The sequence below is a fragment of the Nitratireductor aquimarinus genome (assembly GCF_017255295.1).
GTDB classification, from domain to species: domain Bacteria; phylum Pseudomonadota; class Alphaproteobacteria; order Rhizobiales; family Rhizobiaceae; genus Nitratireductor; species Nitratireductor aquimarinus.
In genome coordinates this window covers 93,767-111,015 of the sequence record NZ_JAFKDE010000008.1, presented here as the reverse complement: position 1 = coordinate 111,015, position 17,249 = coordinate 93,767, and the positions used below count along the sequence as shown (strand labels likewise).

General features: G+C 61.9%; 14 protein-coding genes. 8 read left to right on the top strand and 6 right to left on the bottom strand.

Annotated features, from left to right (window positions below):
• Nucleotides 1–3: 3 nt before the first annotated feature.
• The 5 genes from JYP46_RS14985 to JYP46_RS14965 all read right to left on the bottom strand — a co-directional run bounded on the left by JYP46_RS14985 (nucleotide 4) and on the right by JYP46_RS14965 (nucleotide 5,457).
• Nucleotides 4–1,023 (bottom strand): ABC transporter ATP-binding protein, encoded by a 1,020-nt coding sequence (locus JYP46_RS14985; protein WP_206544941.1) that lies wholly within the window; start codon nucleotides 1,021–1,023, stop codon nucleotides 4–6.
• Complete coding sequence (locus JYP46_RS14980) at nucleotides 1,020–1,916, bottom strand: ABC transporter permease (RefSeq protein WP_206548543.1); 897 nt, start codon at nucleotides 1,914–1,916, stop codon at nucleotides 1,020–1,022. Before JYP46_RS14980 ends, JYP46_RS14985 begins: the two co-directional genes overlap by 4 nt.
• Nucleotides 1,909–2,886: an ABC transporter permease gene (locus tag JYP46_RS14975; protein ID WP_065818244.1), complete on the bottom strand. Its 978-nt coding sequence runs from the start codon at nucleotides 2,884–2,886 to the stop codon at nucleotides 1,909–1,911. Before JYP46_RS14975 ends, JYP46_RS14980 begins: the two co-directional genes overlap by 8 nt.
• A gap of 113 nt (nucleotides 2,887–2,999) precedes the next feature.
• Nucleotides 3,000–4,643 (bottom strand): ABC transporter substrate-binding protein, encoded by a 1,644-nt coding sequence (locus JYP46_RS14970; protein ID WP_206544944.1) that lies wholly within the window; start codon nucleotides 4,641–4,643, stop codon nucleotides 3,000–3,002.
• 58 nt (nucleotides 4,644–4,701) lie between these two features.
• A complete protein-coding gene (locus tag JYP46_RS14965; protein ID WP_162742429.1) occupies nucleotides 4,702–5,457 on the bottom strand; it encodes an aspartate/glutamate racemase family protein in 756 nt (251 codons plus the stop codon).
• A gap of 124 nt (nucleotides 5,458–5,581) precedes the next feature.
• On the opposite strand from JYP46_RS14965, the gene JYP46_RS14960 reads away from it, so the two are divergent.
• The gene (locus tag JYP46_RS14960; protein WP_206548542.1) at nucleotides 5,582–6,397 is read left to right on the top strand and encodes an IclR family transcriptional regulator; all 816 of its coding nucleotides are present in this window, start codon (nucleotides 5,582–5,584) and stop codon (nucleotides 6,395–6,397) included.
• 190 nt (nucleotides 6,398–6,587) lie between these two features.
• Nucleotides 6,588–8,315 carry a M28 family peptidase gene (locus JYP46_RS14955; protein ID WP_206548541.1) on the top strand — a complete coding sequence of 576 codons (1,728 nt, stop codon included), beginning with the start codon at nucleotides 6,588–6,590 and terminating at the stop codon, nucleotides 8,313–8,315.
• A gap of 75 nt (nucleotides 8,316–8,390) precedes the next feature.
• Here the strand turns inward: JYP46_RS14955 and JYP46_RS14950 are convergent, their stop codons facing one another.
• Complete coding sequence (locus JYP46_RS14950) at nucleotides 8,391–9,869, bottom strand: serine hydrolase domain-containing protein (RefSeq protein ID WP_206548540.1); 1,479 nt, start codon at nucleotides 9,867–9,869, stop codon at nucleotides 8,391–8,393.
• A 236-nt stretch (nucleotides 9,870–10,105) separates the two neighbouring features.
• On the opposite strand from JYP46_RS14950, the gene JYP46_RS14945 reads away from it, so the two are divergent.
• From JYP46_RS14945 to JYP46_RS14920, 6 genes are all read left to right on the top strand, one after another.
• Entirely contained in the window at nucleotides 10,106–11,959 is a 1,854-nt protein-coding gene (locus JYP46_RS14945) for a cation:proton antiporter (RefSeq protein ID WP_206548539.1), read from the top strand.
• 384 nt (nucleotides 11,960–12,343) lie between these two features.
• Entirely contained in the window at nucleotides 12,344–13,516 is a 1,173-nt protein-coding gene (locus JYP46_RS14940; protein WP_206544956.1) for a substrate-binding domain-containing protein, read from the top strand.
• A gap of 68 nt (nucleotides 13,517–13,584) precedes the next feature.
• Entirely contained in the window at nucleotides 13,585–14,349 is a 765-nt protein-coding gene (locus JYP46_RS14935) for an ABC transporter ATP-binding protein (protein WP_113156788.1), read from the top strand.
• The gene (locus JYP46_RS14930; protein ID WP_206544957.1) at nucleotides 14,342–15,064 is read left to right on the top strand and encodes an ABC transporter ATP-binding protein; all 723 of its coding nucleotides are present in this window, start codon (nucleotides 14,342–14,344) and stop codon (nucleotides 15,062–15,064) included. Before JYP46_RS14935 ends, JYP46_RS14930 begins: the two co-directional genes overlap by 8 nt.
• 97 nt (nucleotides 15,065–15,161) lie before the next feature.
• Complete coding sequence (locus tag JYP46_RS14925) at nucleotides 15,162–16,193, top strand: branched-chain amino acid ABC transporter permease (RefSeq protein ID WP_113156786.1); 1,032 nt, start codon at nucleotides 15,162–15,164, stop codon at nucleotides 16,191–16,193.
• A 1-nt stretch (nucleotide 16,194) separates the two neighbouring features.
• Complete coding sequence (locus JYP46_RS14920; RefSeq protein WP_206548538.1) at nucleotides 16,195–17,247, top strand: branched-chain amino acid ABC transporter permease; 1,053 nt, start codon at nucleotides 16,195–16,197, stop codon at nucleotides 17,245–17,247.
• Nucleotides 17,248–17,249: the final 2 nt, after the last annotated feature.

Genomic DNA, 17,249 nt, shown 5'->3' with positions numbered 1-17,249 from the left:
ACCTCATGCGTCTGCGAGCCATGTTTCGGTGCGGGCCGCCTCCTGCCGCAGCTTCGCGGCTTCATCCGCCCGGTGGCAGCTGACACGGTGGTCAGGCGCGACCATGCCGAGCGCCGGCTGCTGCGTGGTGCAGGTCTCCACTGCGAACGGGCAGCGGGGCGCAAAGCGGCACCCCGGTGGCGGAAAGGCGAGATTGGGCGGCGCGCCCTCAATGGGCGTCAGCACACCGCTTGCCGCTCCTTTCAGATCGGGAAACGCATTGCGCAGTCCCATTGTGTAGGGATGCGACGGCTCCATCAGAACGGCGTCCATCGGGCCGGCTTCGGCAATGCGCCCGGCATACATCACCACCGTCCGGTCGCAGACATAGGCGACGACCGAGATGTCATGCGTGACGAGGATCACCGAAATGCCCAGCATCGATTGCAGTTCGCGCAGCTGGTCGAGGATCTGCCGCTGAACGATCACATCGAGCGCCGTCACCGGTTCATCGGCAATCACCAGCTTGGGATTGAGCGCAAGGGCCAGAGCGATGGCCACGCGCTGGCGCATGCCGCCGGAAAACTGATGCGGATAGTCGCCAAGCCTGCCGGCCTCGATGCCAACCATCTCGAACAGTTCTTCGCATCGCGCCCGCGCTTGCCTGCGCCCCAGCCCACCGCGTCGCCGCAGCACCTCATTGAGCTGATATTCGACCGTGTAGACGGGATCGAGCGAGTTCATCGCGCTTTGCGGAATGAACGCGATGTCGCGCCAGCGCAGCGCATTCATCTCACGTTCCGGCAGTGCCGCGATATCCTGTCCGTCGAACAGGATCTGACCGCCGGTAATGCTCGCATTGTCGGCGATCACCCTTGTCAGCGCTCTGGCGACGGTGGTTTTGCCGCAGCCGGACTCGCCAACAAGACCGACGATGGAGCCACGCGGCACGTCGAAACTCGCGCCATCGACAGCATCGATTGAACCCTTGCCAACCTGATAGCTGACCTTGAGATCACGAACGGAAAGCAGTGTTTCAGTCATCGGCCAAGCTTCGGAAACAGGAGGTTTTCATAGCCACGGGTAATGAAAAAGCCCGCAGACACGACGAGGATGATGCAGACGCCGGGAGGCACGAACCAGTAGTAGGCCTGCTTCGCGAGCGCCTGGCTGGCGAAGGCGTCCTGCAGCATGTAGCCCCAGCTGATCGACTGGGGATCGCCAAAGCCGAGAAACGAAATCGACGCCTCCGTCAGAATGGCCCAGCCGATGGCGATGGACCCGTAAAGGAAGGAAAGCGGCAGGATGTTCGGCGCGATGTGCCGCAGAATGATCTTGAAATCCGAAGAGCCTGAAACCCTTGCCGCATCCACATAGCTGCGGGACCGCAACGTCAGGACCTGGCTGCGGATGACCCGCCCCGTGTCGCGCCACAGAACGAGCGCCATGGCGATGACGACGTTCCAGATCGACGGTTCAAGGAAAGCGGCAAGCACGATGACGAAGGGCAGGAAGGGTATGCCGAACGCCACATCTGCCAGCCGCATCAGGAGCGCGTCCACCCAGCCGCCGAAATAGCCGGAAACCAGCCCGACGATCGATCCGATCAGCGCCACCATGAAGGCCGCTGTCAGTCCGATAAGCAGCGCGGAACGCGTGCCGTAAACAATCTGCGAGAAGATATCCCGGCCAAGGCTGGTGGTGCCGAGAATGAAGCCGTCTTCACCCGGACGCAGATCGGCGGCCAGATCGTAATTGGGCGTGTAGAGGATCTCCGTCGGATCGTATGGCGCAATGGCGTCGGCGAAGATCGCGGTCAGGATGAAGATCGCATAGATGGCGAGGCCGGCAACGGCGAAGGGGTCGTTCAAAGGCAGACGCAGGCTGCGAAAGAAGCGCGCGACGAAACCCGGCCTGGGAAGCGTGGTATCAAGCATGGCTGATCCTCGGGTCGAGCAGGGAATACAGAAGGTCGGCGATGAGGTTCATCAGGATGACCACCACTGCGATCATCAGGAACGCGCCCTGCGCCAGCGGATAGTCGGATGCCGAGACGGCATTGACGAGTTCGCGTCCAAGCCCCGGCCAGGAGAAAACGGATTCAACGACCACATTTCCCTGAAGCTGGTAGCCGACGGCGATGGCGAAGGATGTCATGACCGGCAACAGCGCGTTGCGCGCGGCATGGCGCACCACGACCGACCAGTTGGACAGTCCCTTGATGCGGGCCATGGTGACAAAGTCTTCCTTCATCACATCCAGCATGTTCGAGCGCATCAGAAGAAGCGGCAGTCCCTGACTGTAAATCGCCAGTGTCAGGGCCGGGAGCGCCAGATAGCTCAGGAACTCCCGCGAGGTGTAAAGCGCCCACAGACTGTCATAGCTGGCGCCGGCCGGCCGTGTGCCGCCGGCTGGAAACCAGCCCAGCCAGAAGGAAAACACGGCAAGCAGCACCATCCCGAGCCAGAATTCAGGCATGGCGCGCGTCGTAAGAACCAGCGGAATTGCCGTGTTCTCCACGACGCTTCCGCGCCGCCAGGCAAGATACGCGCCGGCAAGAATGCCGAACGTGTAGGCCACGATAAGCGAAGAGAATGTGAGAATGAGCGTGTTGGGCAGGAGCGTCATCAGCCGCTCGGCCACGGGCTCGCGATAGCGAAAGCTCTGGCCCAGCTCACCCTGCAGAAGATTGCCGAGATAGATGAGGTATTGCTCCCACAATGGCTTGTCGAGGCCGAACTGCGCCATCAGCGCTTCCTGCTGTTCCACAGTGAAGGTGGGGTCGATATAGGCCGCCATCGGATTGCCCGGCATCAGGCGGAACATGAGGAACAGGATCGTGACGACCGCCCAGAGGACGAGAGCGAGTTGCAGCGCTCTGCTGGCCATCGCCTTCAAATGGGACATGAACAGGCTTCCCTTGTCTCGGCGCGAAAATTCTGGCCGCGTCACCGCAGGGCGCGGCAGCGTGGCGCGTCGGGAGGAGACAGGCGCACCGTGACAGTGCGCCTGTCAGGGCGTTATTCGGCCAGCGTTTCCTTCTGGTCGCCAGGATAATGCAGGCGGTCACCCTCGAGCGTGTAGCCGGCATCCTCAAGGATCTTCACCGCCACATCGTGGCCAGCCTCGAAGCCTTCGACCACCGCTTCATTGTGCCAGAAGCCCAGCGCGGGAGAGACAACGGAGTTGGAAGGCTCGGCGTAACCGCGATAGGCAGCCTTGACGATCAGGCGACGGTCCACGGCCGAAGAAAGCGCGCGGCGGAATGCCGGATCATCGAAGGGCGGACGGCGGTTGTTGAAGGCGACATAACGGAAGCCCATCTCGACGGTCGAAACGGTTTCCAGATCGCCATCCTGCTCGGCTGCCTGCAACAGCACCTGCGGATCACCGGAGAACTCGGCGAGGAAGTTGATCTCGCCGGAGCGCAGCATGCCCAGCGCCGCTTCAACATTCGGCACGATGCGCAGAATCCAGCGCTCGGCCTTCGGTGCGTTGAAGTGATCCTTGTTGGCGGAAAGAACGATTTCCTCATTGGTGAGCCAGCGCTCGAACCTGAACGGCCCGGAACCGATGGGTGTCTCTTCCTGATAGCTTTCCGCGTTCTCTTCCTTCGTCTTCAGATCGGCGATGATCGGCTCCCAGACATGCTTGGGAATGAGATTGATCTTCGCCAGGCTCGACGTGACGAACGACGCCGCCGGCTGCTTGAGCGTGAAGGTGATCGTGGAACCGTCAATCGCGATATTCTCGATATTAGTGGCGAATGGCGCATACATCGGCGCTTCACCGCTGACGGCGGTCTCGAAGGAGAATTTGACGTCTTCCGGCGTCACAGGCTCGCCGTCATGCCACTTCATGCCCTCGCGCAGCGTCACCGCGATGGTCTTGTCGTCTTTCCACTCATAGCTTTCGGCCGCCCAGGCCTTGGGCAGACCATCGGGACCGACACGCACGAGCCGGTCATAGACCAGTTCGAACACCCAGCTGTCCACGCCGCCGGAGATGTAGAGCGGGTTGATCGCCTGCACATTGTCGCCGGAGTTGAGGATGATGTCCTTCTGTTCGCCAACCGGCGTCAGCGACATGAACGTCCACGTGTTGCGAATGCCAATGCCGCTCTGCTCGACAACCGAGGCCGGGTCCCAGACCGTCTTGTCGAACGCGAATGTCTGTTTGGGATGAACAAGCATCATGTTGGGCTGGTCGGCGGCGAGGATCTCCTGCGCCTTGTCGATCAGCTCCTTGCGCTTGGCTTCGTCGATCTCGACCCGCTCGGCTTCAACGACCGTGTCGTATTCCGGGTTCAGGTAACCGATGAAATTGTAACCCTTGTCCGCCGTGGTCGAATGGAACAGGTTAAAGACGATCTCATCGGGGTCCGAGCGCTCGGGTCGACCGACCATCTGCCAGGCCGTGGCGTCCCAGTTGTCGCGCTGATACCAGACGACGTCCGACATCTGCTCCCAGGGCATGACCCGCACATTCACATCGAGACCGAGCTTGCGCCACTCCTGCGCAATGAGCTGGATCGACTGGAATTCCTGTGGCTGCGCCGCCTGCGGGCGGGTGAACAGGTCGATGGTTCTGATCTGATCGCCGGCAAATGCCGGCGTCCCGGCAAGAAGGGCGAGAAACGCGGTCGAGACAACCGCTCTGCGCATTGGTATCATCCTGCTTCTCCTCTGAAGATTTTTGTCGTTGTCTTGTCGGCGCGCAGGCTCAGGCCACCCGCAGCGCCTCGAAGGACTGGCCGGCCCGCATTTTGGCGGGCATGGGATAGGCTGTCTTGGAGTGGGAGAGCCCCATGGAAACCAGCGTTTCCGCGTGCTTTAGCGCGGCCTTGCCGGCATTGATAGCCGGCGCGCCCACGGCGGCGGACACCTCGTCCGCAAGATCCAGAAACGACATCGTCATGCAGCCGAACAACAGAGCGTCGGCACGGTCCTGCTTCACGCAAAGCGTTGCCGTCTCGATCAGCTTCTCGCGCGTCTGATCCGGGTTTTTCATCAGCTCCAGAACGGGAATGCCCGTGGCCCGCACGGAAGCGAGCTTTTCAAGGACACCCGCCCGGTAGGCAAGCAGCTCCTGCCCGGCAACCATGCTTTCGAAGATGGTCAGCACGGAGAGCTTGTGCCCCAGGCTGGCAGCCAGAAGCAGCGAACTTTCGCATGGGCCAACAACCGGCATGGTCGTCAGTTCACGCGCGGCCTCCAGGCCCGGATCGCCAAAACAGCCGATGATCGCAGCGTCAAACCCGTCACGTTCGCAACGCATGATCACGTCGATCGTGGCAGGAATGCACAGCGCCTCTTCATAAGCGGATTCGATTGATGCTGGTCCGTCCACAACATCAATGACCGACACTTCGGTGCCGGTGAATGCCCACGCATTCAGCAGCGCTTCGCGCCGCTTCATCTCCTTCAGCCCCATCGGCCCCTTGGACATCGGCCCCGGTACGACATAAGCAACACGCATTTCATCGCCCCTCATTGTTTTATTGTGTGAAACATTGTTTCTTATTTCCGTTGAGTAAATCACAAATCTGCAATATTGCAACCGTGCAGCAGACAACGATAATGCGAGAAAAAGGAGCGCAGCCATGAACGAGACAGCCCCCAAGGACTACAGGATCGCTGCTGTCGACCGCGCATTGCTTGTCCTTGAAGCACTCGCCGACCAGCCGGATCAGGGGGTCACAGCGCTCGCAAAATCGCTTGGCCTGACGAAGTCCATTGTCTTCCGCCTGCTGCATACGCTCGAAGAGCGCGGCTTCGTGTTCCGGGATCCGGAGCGCGCCGTCTACTCGCTCGGCTATCGGGTTGGCGTGCTGGGGGAACGCGTGGGCCGCGAAGGCAGCCTCCTGTCTGCTGCGCGGCCTGTGATGGATGCGCTGCGCGACCGGACCTCCGAGAACGTGAATCTCGTCGTGCGCGACGGATTGCGCTCGCTCGTTGTTGCGACGCGCGAGGGCCTGCATTCAGTTCGCCTTTTCGCGCAGGCGGGACGCAACGGCCCGCTTCATGCCGGTGGCGGTTCGCTCTGCATTCTAGCATTCAGCGAGAAGAGCATCATCGACCAGGTGCTCGCCAGCCCGCTGGAAGCTTTTACCCCCTACACGATCACCGACCGTGAAAAGCTCCGGCAAGCGCTGGAACGCATTCGCGCGAACGGATGCAATGTCGCGATTAACGATCTCGATGAAGGTGCCTTCTCCGTTGCGGCCCCCATCATTGCGGCCGATGGCAACATTATTGCAGCGATTTCCGTTGCCGGCGCAGTCGTGCGCTTCGATGAAGAGCGCCGCGAGGCTTACATGCAGGCCGTGCTGGCAGCAGCCGGTGAAATTTCGCAGCGCCTGTCGCTGCACCGTTCCGACAAGGACGAAGCCGAGAGCAAAGCCCGCTCCGCCGGCTGAACCCAGCCCCCAGAGCGCAATAAAAGAGCACAATAGAATCATAAAATGCGCAGCCCGCTTCCGCGGGCTGTTTTCGTTTGCCTGGCTTCCCAATGCTTGGGCCAGCGCTTGCAGCCACGCAAACGCTCTGCTAGCTTTTCTTTATTACGAAACACTGTTTCGTTGAATGAAACAAATGGGAGCTTCGCGCATGAACAATCTCGAAAAACAAATTCTCGATTCCGTCTCGCTTGACGAACCCTGGGGGCTGGTCGAGAGCTTTGCGACTTTCAAGCGCGAGCACCCCACCGATGTGAACCGCGGCATGGACGAAATTGTCTCACGGCTGCGCAAGCACGGTGTCGAGGTCACGGTTCATGAGCCGAGCCTCTATCTCAGCCTGCCCGGTCAGGCCCGCGTCGAGGCTGAAGGCAAGACGTTCCGCGCCAAGCCGCCGGCATACAGCGTCGACGCCAGCAATGGCGTCACGGGCGAACTTGTCTATGTCGGCGCGTATCACAACGCGATGATCACCGACATGTTCGAGCAAAAGGTGGACACCACGCAGGAGCTCGCCGATCGCGTACGCGGCAAGATCGTGATTTCCGAAGGTTTTGCGAGCCCCGGCCTGGTTTCCCAGTTCGAGGAAATCGGCGCCATCGGCGTTATCGGCATCAATCCCGGTGTCGACATCCACTGGGGCATCTGCACCAGCATCTGGGGCACGCCGGATCTGGACGACCTGCCGCGCAAGCCGAAGATCGCCGCTGCGGCGGTCAACAAGGATGACGGCGCGGCGCTGGTCGCCATCGCGGAAAAGGGCGGCAGCGTCACGCTGTTCACCGAGATGGAAGAGGGCTGGTTCACGTCGAAACTGCCGGAAGTCTTCATCAAGGGCACCGAAGAGCCGGAGAAATACGTCTTCCTGCACGGCCATCTCGACAGCTGGGACGTGGGCGTGGGTGACAACGCAACCGGTGATGCGAGCATGCTCGAAATCGCCCGCGTTCTCTGGGAAAATCGCGGTTCGCTAAAGCGCTCGGTGCGCATCTGCTGGTGGCCCGGCCACTCCACCGGACGCTATGCCGGTTCGACCTGGTTCTCCGACAATTTCGCGCTGGACCTCGAGCAGAATGCCGTTTCGCAGGTCAACTGCGACAGCCCGGGCTGCCGCTGGGCAACCGAATTCATCAATCTTTGCCGGATGAGCGAAACCGAAGACTTCCTCGCTGAAGTGATCGGCGAAGTGGCCGGCAAAACGATGGAAGGCGAGCGCCCGCACCGCGCCGGCGATTACTCCTTCAACAATATCGGCATTTCCAGCTACCTGATGCTGTCGTCGACCATGCCGGACGTCCAGCGTGAGGAGAAAGGCTATTACACGGTGGGCGGCTGCGGCGGCAACATTGCCTGGCACACCGAGAATGACACGCTGGAAATCGCAGACAGGGACATTCTCCTGCGCGACATCAAGGTCTATCTCCTTGCCGTTCTTCGCAATGCGAATGCCGAGATCCTGCCGTTTGACTGGCGCGCCACGGCGAAGGAATTCGCGCAGACCGTGGCCGAGTACCAGGCCAAGGCCGGCGACCGCTTTGACCTGTCGGCATCGAAGGAAGCGGTCGATGCGCTGGCTTCAACGCTCGACAGTTTCTATGCGGGCATCAAGTCCGGCAAGATCGACAGGGCAACGGCCAACACCGTGATCCAGGATCTCGCCCGCATCCTCGTGCCGATCAACTTCACCCGCGTGAACCGCTTCAGCCACGATCCGGCCCTGACGATCCCGCCGCTGCCTTCCATCGCAGAAGCAGCGGATCTGGACGGTTTTGACGAAAACACGCTTGGTTTTGCGAAAACCCAGCTCGTTCGCGGACAAAACCGCCTCATCTCCGCCCTTCGTCAGGCACAGCGCCACATCGAGCTGCTCGCGGGCTAGGCAGCGCACAAAAGCATGATCGACCGCTGCATCTCTCCTGAGAGAAGCAGCGGTCTTTTCATTTCCGGCCTTGCCTCAGAGCCTGCAATATTCGACGCCGCGCGCCCTTGCCAAAGAGAGAATGAACCGATCCGGCGAAAGGCGCTGAAGGCAGATCCGACGCCCCATCGCGTTGAACAGCCAGCGTCCATTGCCAAGCGGCTTGAGGGTCGTTTCGGTTTGAAGCGGTCCCACACCCCAATGGAGTGTTCGGCCCCGGATCGTCACAATTGCGCCGTCACTCATCCAGCGCCCGTCCAACTCCGGCTCTTCATCGCAAACCCTCACCGGCAACAGCCGGACGGGCTGATGGAACAGATCGCCGCTCAGCGCTCCGTCCGTATACGCCAGCCGCATGCGCGCATGCGGCGCTGCGGAGACGAATTGGCCGTTATCGCCTGCAAAGAGCGCTTCTTCCGCATCGCGCACCACGATGGCGTTCTTTTTCACTTCGGCCCAGAGCCCCCCCACTTCCGCCACATAGAGACCGGACGGTGCCCAATCGCCGGCGGGTTTCGGCATCTGCGCCTGCGGCACGCCACGCAGCCGCGCCCACACGCGCGCCGCAAGCCCGGTCGCATCGCCATCGTCGCGATTGCTCAGAGCCACGAGCGCGATGCCCTCCTCCGGCGCACACAGAAAGCCCGCGCGATAGCCGGCCTGCGCCCCGCCATGACCCGGCACGCGCTCCGCGCCGATCTGCGTCAGCGCAATGCCAAGCCCATAACCGGTCGCCTCGCCTGAACCGAGCGGCAGAGGCCGGGCGATCTGCGCAAAAACGTCTCGCGCCATGAGGTCCGACAGCCAGACAGCCAGATCCCGCGCCGAACCCGAAAGCGAGCCGGCCGCAGAAAGATGCATTCCCTGAAAGCCTTCCGACCAGCCGGGCGATGCAGGTTCATGGCCGGGCACAAGCCCCGGCACCGGATCAGTCCAGTATTCGGACGCCCGCATGCCGATGCCCAGCCTTTGTGCGTGATCCGCCACCATGTCGGAGAACACGAAACCGCGCCGCGCCAGCGCCGTTTCCAGAAGACGGTAGCCGCCATTGGAATAAGCGACCTCATGGCCGGGCCTGGCGTTCAACCAGTCAAAACCGGCCATCCAGTGGTGAAGCGGCGCGGCCTCGGTGCGCGTATGCGATCCGAAACCCAGAAGGGTCAGGCTCTCGCGCGGGTCGGGCAAGCCGCCCTGCATGGCAAGCGCCTGCGCTACCGTTACGGATGCCGGGGCCGCCGCGAGTTCCGGAAGCGCCTCGCCCAGCGTCATGTCGAGCGGCAACACACCGCTTTCGAGAAGACAGGCCGCAAACACATGCTTGGTGACAGACGCCCAGCGAAACACGCTGTCAGTCCCAAGCGGCGCGCCTCCGACGCCCGCATGCCCCGCCGCCGCAACCAGCCGAACCGATCCGTTCTCAATGCCAAGCACCACGCCGCCCGGGCCATCCGCCGGCCAAGCTCCGAGCCTTTCAAGAGCAGTATTCTCCGCCGCAGCCCAATCGCGTTCAGCCATTCGTCATCTCCCCTGATCGTCCGCGAAGAATGCCGTTTTTCGTGACATTCCTGCAGTCCATGGACACTGGCTTTGCCGCTACACGCGCGACAATCAAGCAGATTTCACAACCACAGGTCTTTTCAACAGGCTCCCGCTTCTGTAGCCCGAAAACTGGATGATCCGCTGAAGCGCGAACCCAATTGCTCCCACGCGGCACATTGCAAAACGCCGAAACGTTTGAACGGATATGTTGCATGCATGACATCGGATTGAAGATCGCGCTTATCGGCGTCATGGGCATGGGCGCGCAATGGCTTGCCTGGAGGCTCCGCCTGCCGGCCATCGTCCTGCTCCTGATCGCGGGCATGGTCGCCGGCCCGGCCACCGGCTTCATCAACCCGGAAATGGATTTTGGCGAAATCTATCGCCCGCTCGTGTCGCTCGCCGTGGCAATCATCCTGTTTGAGGGTGGTTTGACGCTGAACTTCAAGGAAATCAGCGAAACCTCAACCGCCGTGCGGCGCATCATCCTGATCGCCGGACCGCTCGTATGGGTGATGACCGCCCTCTCCGCTCATTATGTCGGCGGCCTCACCTGGCCGACAGCCATAGTGCTCGGCGCCATTCTCGTGGTCACCGGCCCCACCGTCATCACGCCGCTCCTGCGCCAGGCGCAGCTTGCCTCGCGGCCCGCCTCGCTGCTCAAATGGGAAGCGATCGTCAACGACCCCATCGGCGCGCTCTTTGCGGTGGTGGCTTTCGAGGTCATTCTCGTCTTTCTCGGCCTGCATCAGGGCGGCAGCCTGGCCTATGTGGTTGTTGCAGCCTTCGTGGTCGCCGTCGCCGGCGGTTTTGCCGCCGCCAAGCTGATCCAGTGGGCGTTTGTGCGCGGCTATGTGCCCGAATTCCTGAAAGCGCCCATATTGCTGGCCGCCGTTCTTCTGGCCTATGCGCTCACCAATCTGGTGCTCGAAGAAGCCGGGCTCCTGACCGTCACCGTGATGGGCATCGTGCTTGCAAACACCCGCATTGCGAGCCTCGCGGAGATGCGCCGCTTCAAGGAAACCATCACCGTTTTCCTGGTCTCGGGCATCTTCATCCTGCTGACCGCCTCGCTCACCATTGAGGATTTTCGAAGCCTCGACTGGCGCGCCGCGCTGTTCGTCGCCTCGCTTCTCTTCGTGGTGCGGCCACTCGCCATCATGATCGCCACCACCGGCTCCGGCGCAACAATGCCCGAGCGCATTCTGACAAGCTGGATCGCGCCGCGCGGCGTGGTCGCCGTCGCGGTTTCAGGCCTGTTCGGCGCAGCTCTTGAAGAAGCAGGCATCATCGATGCGGATCGCATGGTCGCCTTCACCTTTGCGGTGGTTGTCACCACAATCGTTCTGCACGGCTTCACGCTCGGCCCCCTCGCCTCGCTTCTAAAGCTCAAGAGTTCGGAGAAGCCCGGCCTTCTCATCGTTGGCGGTCCGCGCTGGGCAATCGATCTCGCCAAGAAGCTCAAAAGCGTTGAAGTGCCGGTGATGATCGCCGATCCGAACTGGAACCACATCGCCGAGGCGCGGCTTGCCGACATTCCCGTCTTCTTCGGAGACATATTGTCGGAAGAGGCTCATCACACGATCGATCCCAAGCGGTTCTCGAACCTCATCGCCGTCACCGACAACGATGCCTACAATTCTCTCGTTTGCACCGATTTTGCGCCGGAACTCGGCCGTTCTCACGTGTTTCAGCTCGGACGCGGCGGAGATCAGCCGAAACGCATGTCGCTGAACTTCACGCTGGGCGGGCGTCCGCTGACCAAAGACGGGCTGGAGTTCCGCACCCTGCGCGAGCGGCACTGGCAGGGCTGGACGTTCCAGGCGACCCGGCTGACCGAGGCCTTCGACTACAACGCCTATCTGGAAAGCCGCTCGGAAGACGCAATCGTTCTCCTGTGGGTAAAGCCCTCCGGCGCAATGGTTTTCGCAAGCGACGCGGCCAACACGCCTTCCATCGATGACCGCATCATCAGCTTTACGCCGGCAAAGGATCACCTCGGCGAACGCAACGGCAGCGCGAAGAAATCAAAAGAGAAATCCACTTCGACCGCCGAGCCGGAGTGAAGGTGGTCCAAATGATTGATGGAAAGTCGAAACAGCCTGAAAGCCGGATTCCACTTTTCGATCCGCGCCCCGAGGGTCAGGCCCCGTTAATGTGACCGACCATTGCGGCCATATTAATGGGGCCTGCCCTCCCCAGACAGTGGATGTCGATGGCAATCGAGATTTGACACATTCAGGGTCACCCGTAGCTTCAGTGCAGTAGAACGTCCGGCATCCCCGTAACGGGCGATGCAAGCAGCACATCGAAAACGGTGTGATCTCCAGGCTCCTCCTCCCTCCCGGCGCACCATTGCCGATGTGCGTTTGTGACAGAACTCGCGCTTGACATGAATATTGATTCAGGTTTCATATTTGGCAGACGAGAAAATCGGGAGGATCATTCTCATGTACCGGACAATCGCTCTGGCTCTGGCCGCTTCGCTGGCGGCGACGCCATTGGCGGCGGAAATCCGCATCGCGCATGTCTATGGCAAGACCGGGCCGCTCGAGGCCTATGCCAAGCAATCCCATGACGGCCTCATGCTGGGCCTCGAATACGCCACCGACGGCACGATGGAGATCGACGGCGAGCCAATCGTCGTCATCGAGAAGGACACCCAGCTCAAGCCCGATATCGGCAAGGCGCTTCTGGCCGAGGCCTATGGCGACGATGACGCGCATATCGCGGTCGGCCCCGTCTCGTCCGGCGTCGCGCTGGCCATGCTGCCAGTGGCGCAGGAATATGAGCGGCTGCTGATCGTCGAGCCCGCCGTAGCGGATTCGATCACGGGAGAGAACTGGAACCGCTACATCTTCCGCACCGGGCGCAACTCCTCGCAGGACGCCATCTCCAACGCCGTCGCCCTTGGCGGTGAAGGCGTGACCGTGGCAACACTGGCGCAGGATTACGCGTTCGGACGCGATGGCGTGGCGGCGTTCAAGGAAGCGCTGGAAGCCACCGGCGCAACCGTGGCGCATGAGGAATATGTGCCCACCGACACCACCGATTTCACCGCTGCAGCCGAGCGCATTTTCCAGGCCATGGGTGACATCGAGGGTGAGAAGAAGCTCTTCATCATCTGGGCCGGCGGCGGCAACCCGATGGGCAAGATCAACGCCATGGACCCGTCGCGCTTCGGCATCGAGATCGCAACCGGCGGCAACATCCTCGCAGCGCTGACCGCCCACAAGGAACTGCCGGGCATGGAGGGCGCTACCTATTACTATTACGAGATCCCGCAGAACCCGGTGAACGAGTGGCTCGTGAAGACCCATTTCGAGCGCCACGGCACGCCGCCGGACTTCTTCACCGCAGGCGGCATGTCCGCCGGCATGGCCATCGTCGAGGCCATCCGCAAGGCCGGTGGCGCTGAAGACACCGAAGCGCTGATCACGGCGATGGAAGGCATGGAGTGGGAGACGCCGAAAGGCACGATGCGCTTCCGCCCGGAAGACCATCAGGCGCTGCAGACCATGTATCACTTCCGCACCGAGGTTCAGGAAGACAAGGACTACGGCGTTCCGGTTCTCGTTCGCGAGATCGGCATCGAGGACATGAACATCCCTGTCCGCAACTGATGCGCTGACCCCGGACGGGGCGGCGAAAACCGTCCCGTCACCTTTCTCGACCAAGAGCGACCTTCCTGATGACCCAGCCACTTCTGGAAACCGACGGGCTTGCCGTGCGCTTTGGCGGCCATGTCGCGGTGGACGCCGTGACATGCAGCTTCCATGCCGGAGAGCTCACCGCCATTGTGGGGCCGAACGGGGCCGGCAAGACGACCTATTTCAACCTGATTTCGGGTCAGATCACGGCCACGGCCGGCCGGGTCCGGCTGATGGGCGAGGACATCACCCGCGCGGGCATCGCCGAGCGCTGCAAGAAGGGCATTGGCCGGGCGTTCCAGCTCACCAACCTGTTTCCCGATCTCTCGGTTCTGGAAAATGTGCGCCTGGTGATACAGGCGAAGCAGAACAAGGGCTTCAGCCTCTTTTCGATGGCCGACAGCCACAGCGAAATCACCATGGCCGCGATGGCGATCCTCGAACGGGTGCGGCTGGACCCGTGGAAGGACCAGACCGCCGCCGAACTCAGCCACGGCAACCAGCGCAAACTGGAAGTGGCGCTGCTGATTGCGCTCGACCCGATGGTCTACATGTTCGATGAACCCACCGCCGGCATGAGTGTGGACGAAGCGCCCGTGGTGCTCGATCTCATCGCCGAACTGAAAGCCGAAACCAACCGCACCATTCTGTTGGTGGAGCACAAGATGGACGTGATCCGCACCCTCGCCGACCGGATCATCGTGCTGCACAACGGCGCGCTGGTGGCCGACGGCCCGCCCGCAGAGGTGATGGCCTCGGACATCGTGCAGGAAGCCTATATGGGCAGGGAGCTGGAAGATGTCTGAGCCCGTGCTGAAACTGAAGGGCGTCGAAACCGACATCGCCCAGTATCACATCCTGAAGAAGGTCGATCTGGACGTGCCGCGCGGCTCGGTGACGATGCTTCTGGGGCGCAACGGCGTGGGCAAGACGACCACGCTGCGCACCATCATCGGCCACTGGCAGGCGCGGGCCGGCTCCATCACTTTCGACGGAAACGACATCACCCGCCTGCCGGTGCCCGACCGCGCCCGCGCGGGCATAGGCTTCGTGCCGGAAGACATGGGCATCTTCGCCGATCTGACGGTGGAGGAAAACATGATCCTCGCCGCCATCAGCGGCCCGCTCGATGCGGCCCGGCGCGATTGGCTGTTTTCCGTCTTTCCGCCGCTGCGCACCTTCTGGAACGCGGCGGCGGGCAATCTCTCCGGCGGCCAGAAACAGATGCTGTCGATCGCCCGCGCCATGGCGGAACGCCGCACACTCTATCTCATCGATGAGCCCACCAAGGGCCTCGCCCCCGCCATCATTTCAACCATGGTCGGAGCGCTGCGCGAACTGAAGGCGCAGGGCGCCTCGATCCTGATGGTGGAACAGAATTTCGCCGTCGCAAAGGCGCTGGGCGACCACGCAGCGGTCATGGATGACGGCCGCATCGTGTGGACCGGCAGCATGGCGGAACTGGCCAACGACGCGACCCTTCAGGAACGCCTGATGGGCCTGAGCATGGAAATGCAATGAAGACCGTTCTCTCGCAACTGCCCGCCCGTTTCCGGCAGGGGCTGAAACAGCCGTCCTGCGCCGCGAAGAAACCGCTTCGATCCTGCGAGGCCCGCACATGACCATTGCACCGACCCACAAACCCACCTTCGCCGACATTCCGCTGTCGGAACGGCTGGCGAAAGCCACACCGCTTCTTCTGGTGCCCGTTCTGGTTCTGGTCGGGCTTGCCGCCATCGGCAATCCTTCAAGCTGGCTGACGCTCACCGTATCGGGCCTCGCCATGGGCATGATGATCTTCATCATCGCTTCGGGCCTGACGCTCGTGTTCGGCTTGATGGATGTCATCAATTTCGGCCATGGCGCGTTCATCTCGGTCGGCGCTTTCGTCGGCATTTCCGTGCTTCTGGCGCTTGGCGGCTGGGCCGGCGCGCCTTCGCTCCTGCTCAACCTTCTGGTCGTTCTTCTGGCCGTGATCGCCGCCATGATCGTGACCGGCGGTCTCGGCTGGGCCTTCGAAAAGGTGATCGTGCGCCCCGTCTATGGCGCGCATCTCAAGCAGATTCTCGTCACCGTCGGCGGGCTGATCGTGATCGAACAGCTCATCGCCGTTGTCTGGGGACCGGAAGAAATCTTCTTCTCCCGTCCCGAAACGCTGAAGGGCGCTTTCACCTTCTGGGGCGCCGCGCTCGAGAAATACCGCATCCTGGCCGTGGCCGTGGGGCTTGGCCTCTTCGTCGCCATGCGGCTCGTGTTCCGCCGCACCAAGATCGGCCTGATCGTGCGCGCCGGCGTCGAGAATGGCGAGATGGTCGAGGCGCTGGGCTATCGCCTGAGCCGCGTCTTCATCGGCGTTTTCATCGCCGGTTCGGCGCTTGCCGGTCTCGGCGGCGTGATGTGGGGCCTCTATCAGGAAGTCATCACCGCCAGCATGGGCGAAGAACTGATGATCCTCGTCTTCATCGTGGTGATCATCGGCGGGCTGGGCTCGGTGGAAGGCGCCTTCATCGGTGCGCTTCTGGTGGGTCTCCTGCAGAACTATGTCGCCTTTCTCGAGCCCAAGCTGGCGCTGGTGTCGAACATCGCGCTGATGACCGCAATCCTCATGTGGCGGCCGCAAGGCATGCTGCCCGTCGTGAAGGCCAAATAAGATGCTCGTCAAGCTTCTCTCCGGTGACAAACCCCGCTCGCTGGCGCTGACCCTGATCCTTCTGGCGATCCTCGTCGCGCTGGCGCTTGCCCCGTTCCTGTTTCCCGGCGTGCGGTCTCTGGAAACGGCGGCGCGCATCTGCATCTTCATCGTGCTGGTGGCGAGCTACGACCTGCTTCTGGGCTATACCGGCATTGTGAGCTTTGCTCATACGATGTTCTTCGGGCTTGGCGCTTACGGCGTGGCGCTCGCCTCCATCCATATGGGGCGCGGCTATGACGCGCTCCTGACCGGCACCGTTCTGGGAGCCCTGGCGGCCGCTCTTCTGGCGCTTGTGATCGCCATGTTCTCGCTGCGGGTTCGGGCGATCTTCTTCGCCATGATCACGCTCGCCGTTGCCTCGGCTGTGGCGGTTCTGGTGTCGCAGATGTCCGGTCTGACGGGCGGCGAAGACGGCCTGAACTACATGATCCCGCGCGAGCTGACACCGGCCTTCCGGCTGGGCGAACTGTTCGGCGTGCGCATCAATGGCAAGGTGCTCAACTACTATCTCGTCTTCTTCGCGTCTCTGGGGCTCTTCCTCCTGATGCTGCGGGTCGTCAACTCGCCCTTCGGGCGCGTGCTCAAGGCAATTCGCGAGAATGATTTCCGCGCAGAATCCATCGGCTACAACGTTGTCTGGTACCGCACCATCGCCACATGCCTTTCCGCCGCGACGGCAGCCGTGGCCGGCAGCCTGTTTGCGATCTGGCTGCGCTATGTCGGCCCCGACACGACGCTCTCCTTCGAGATCATGCTCGACATTCTCCTGATGGTGGTGATCGGCGGTATGGGCACCATGTATGGTGCGGTCATCGGGGCGACCATCTTCGTGCTGGCGCAAAACTATCTGCAGACGCTGATGGGCGCGGCCTCTGAGGCAACGGGCGGCATACCGCTTCTGCCGCAGCTGCTGGACCCCGACCGCTGGCTTCTGTGGCTCGGCATCCTCTTCATCCTCAGCGTCTACTTCTTCCCCACCGGCATTGTCGGCAGGCTGCGGGCCGGACGCTGAAC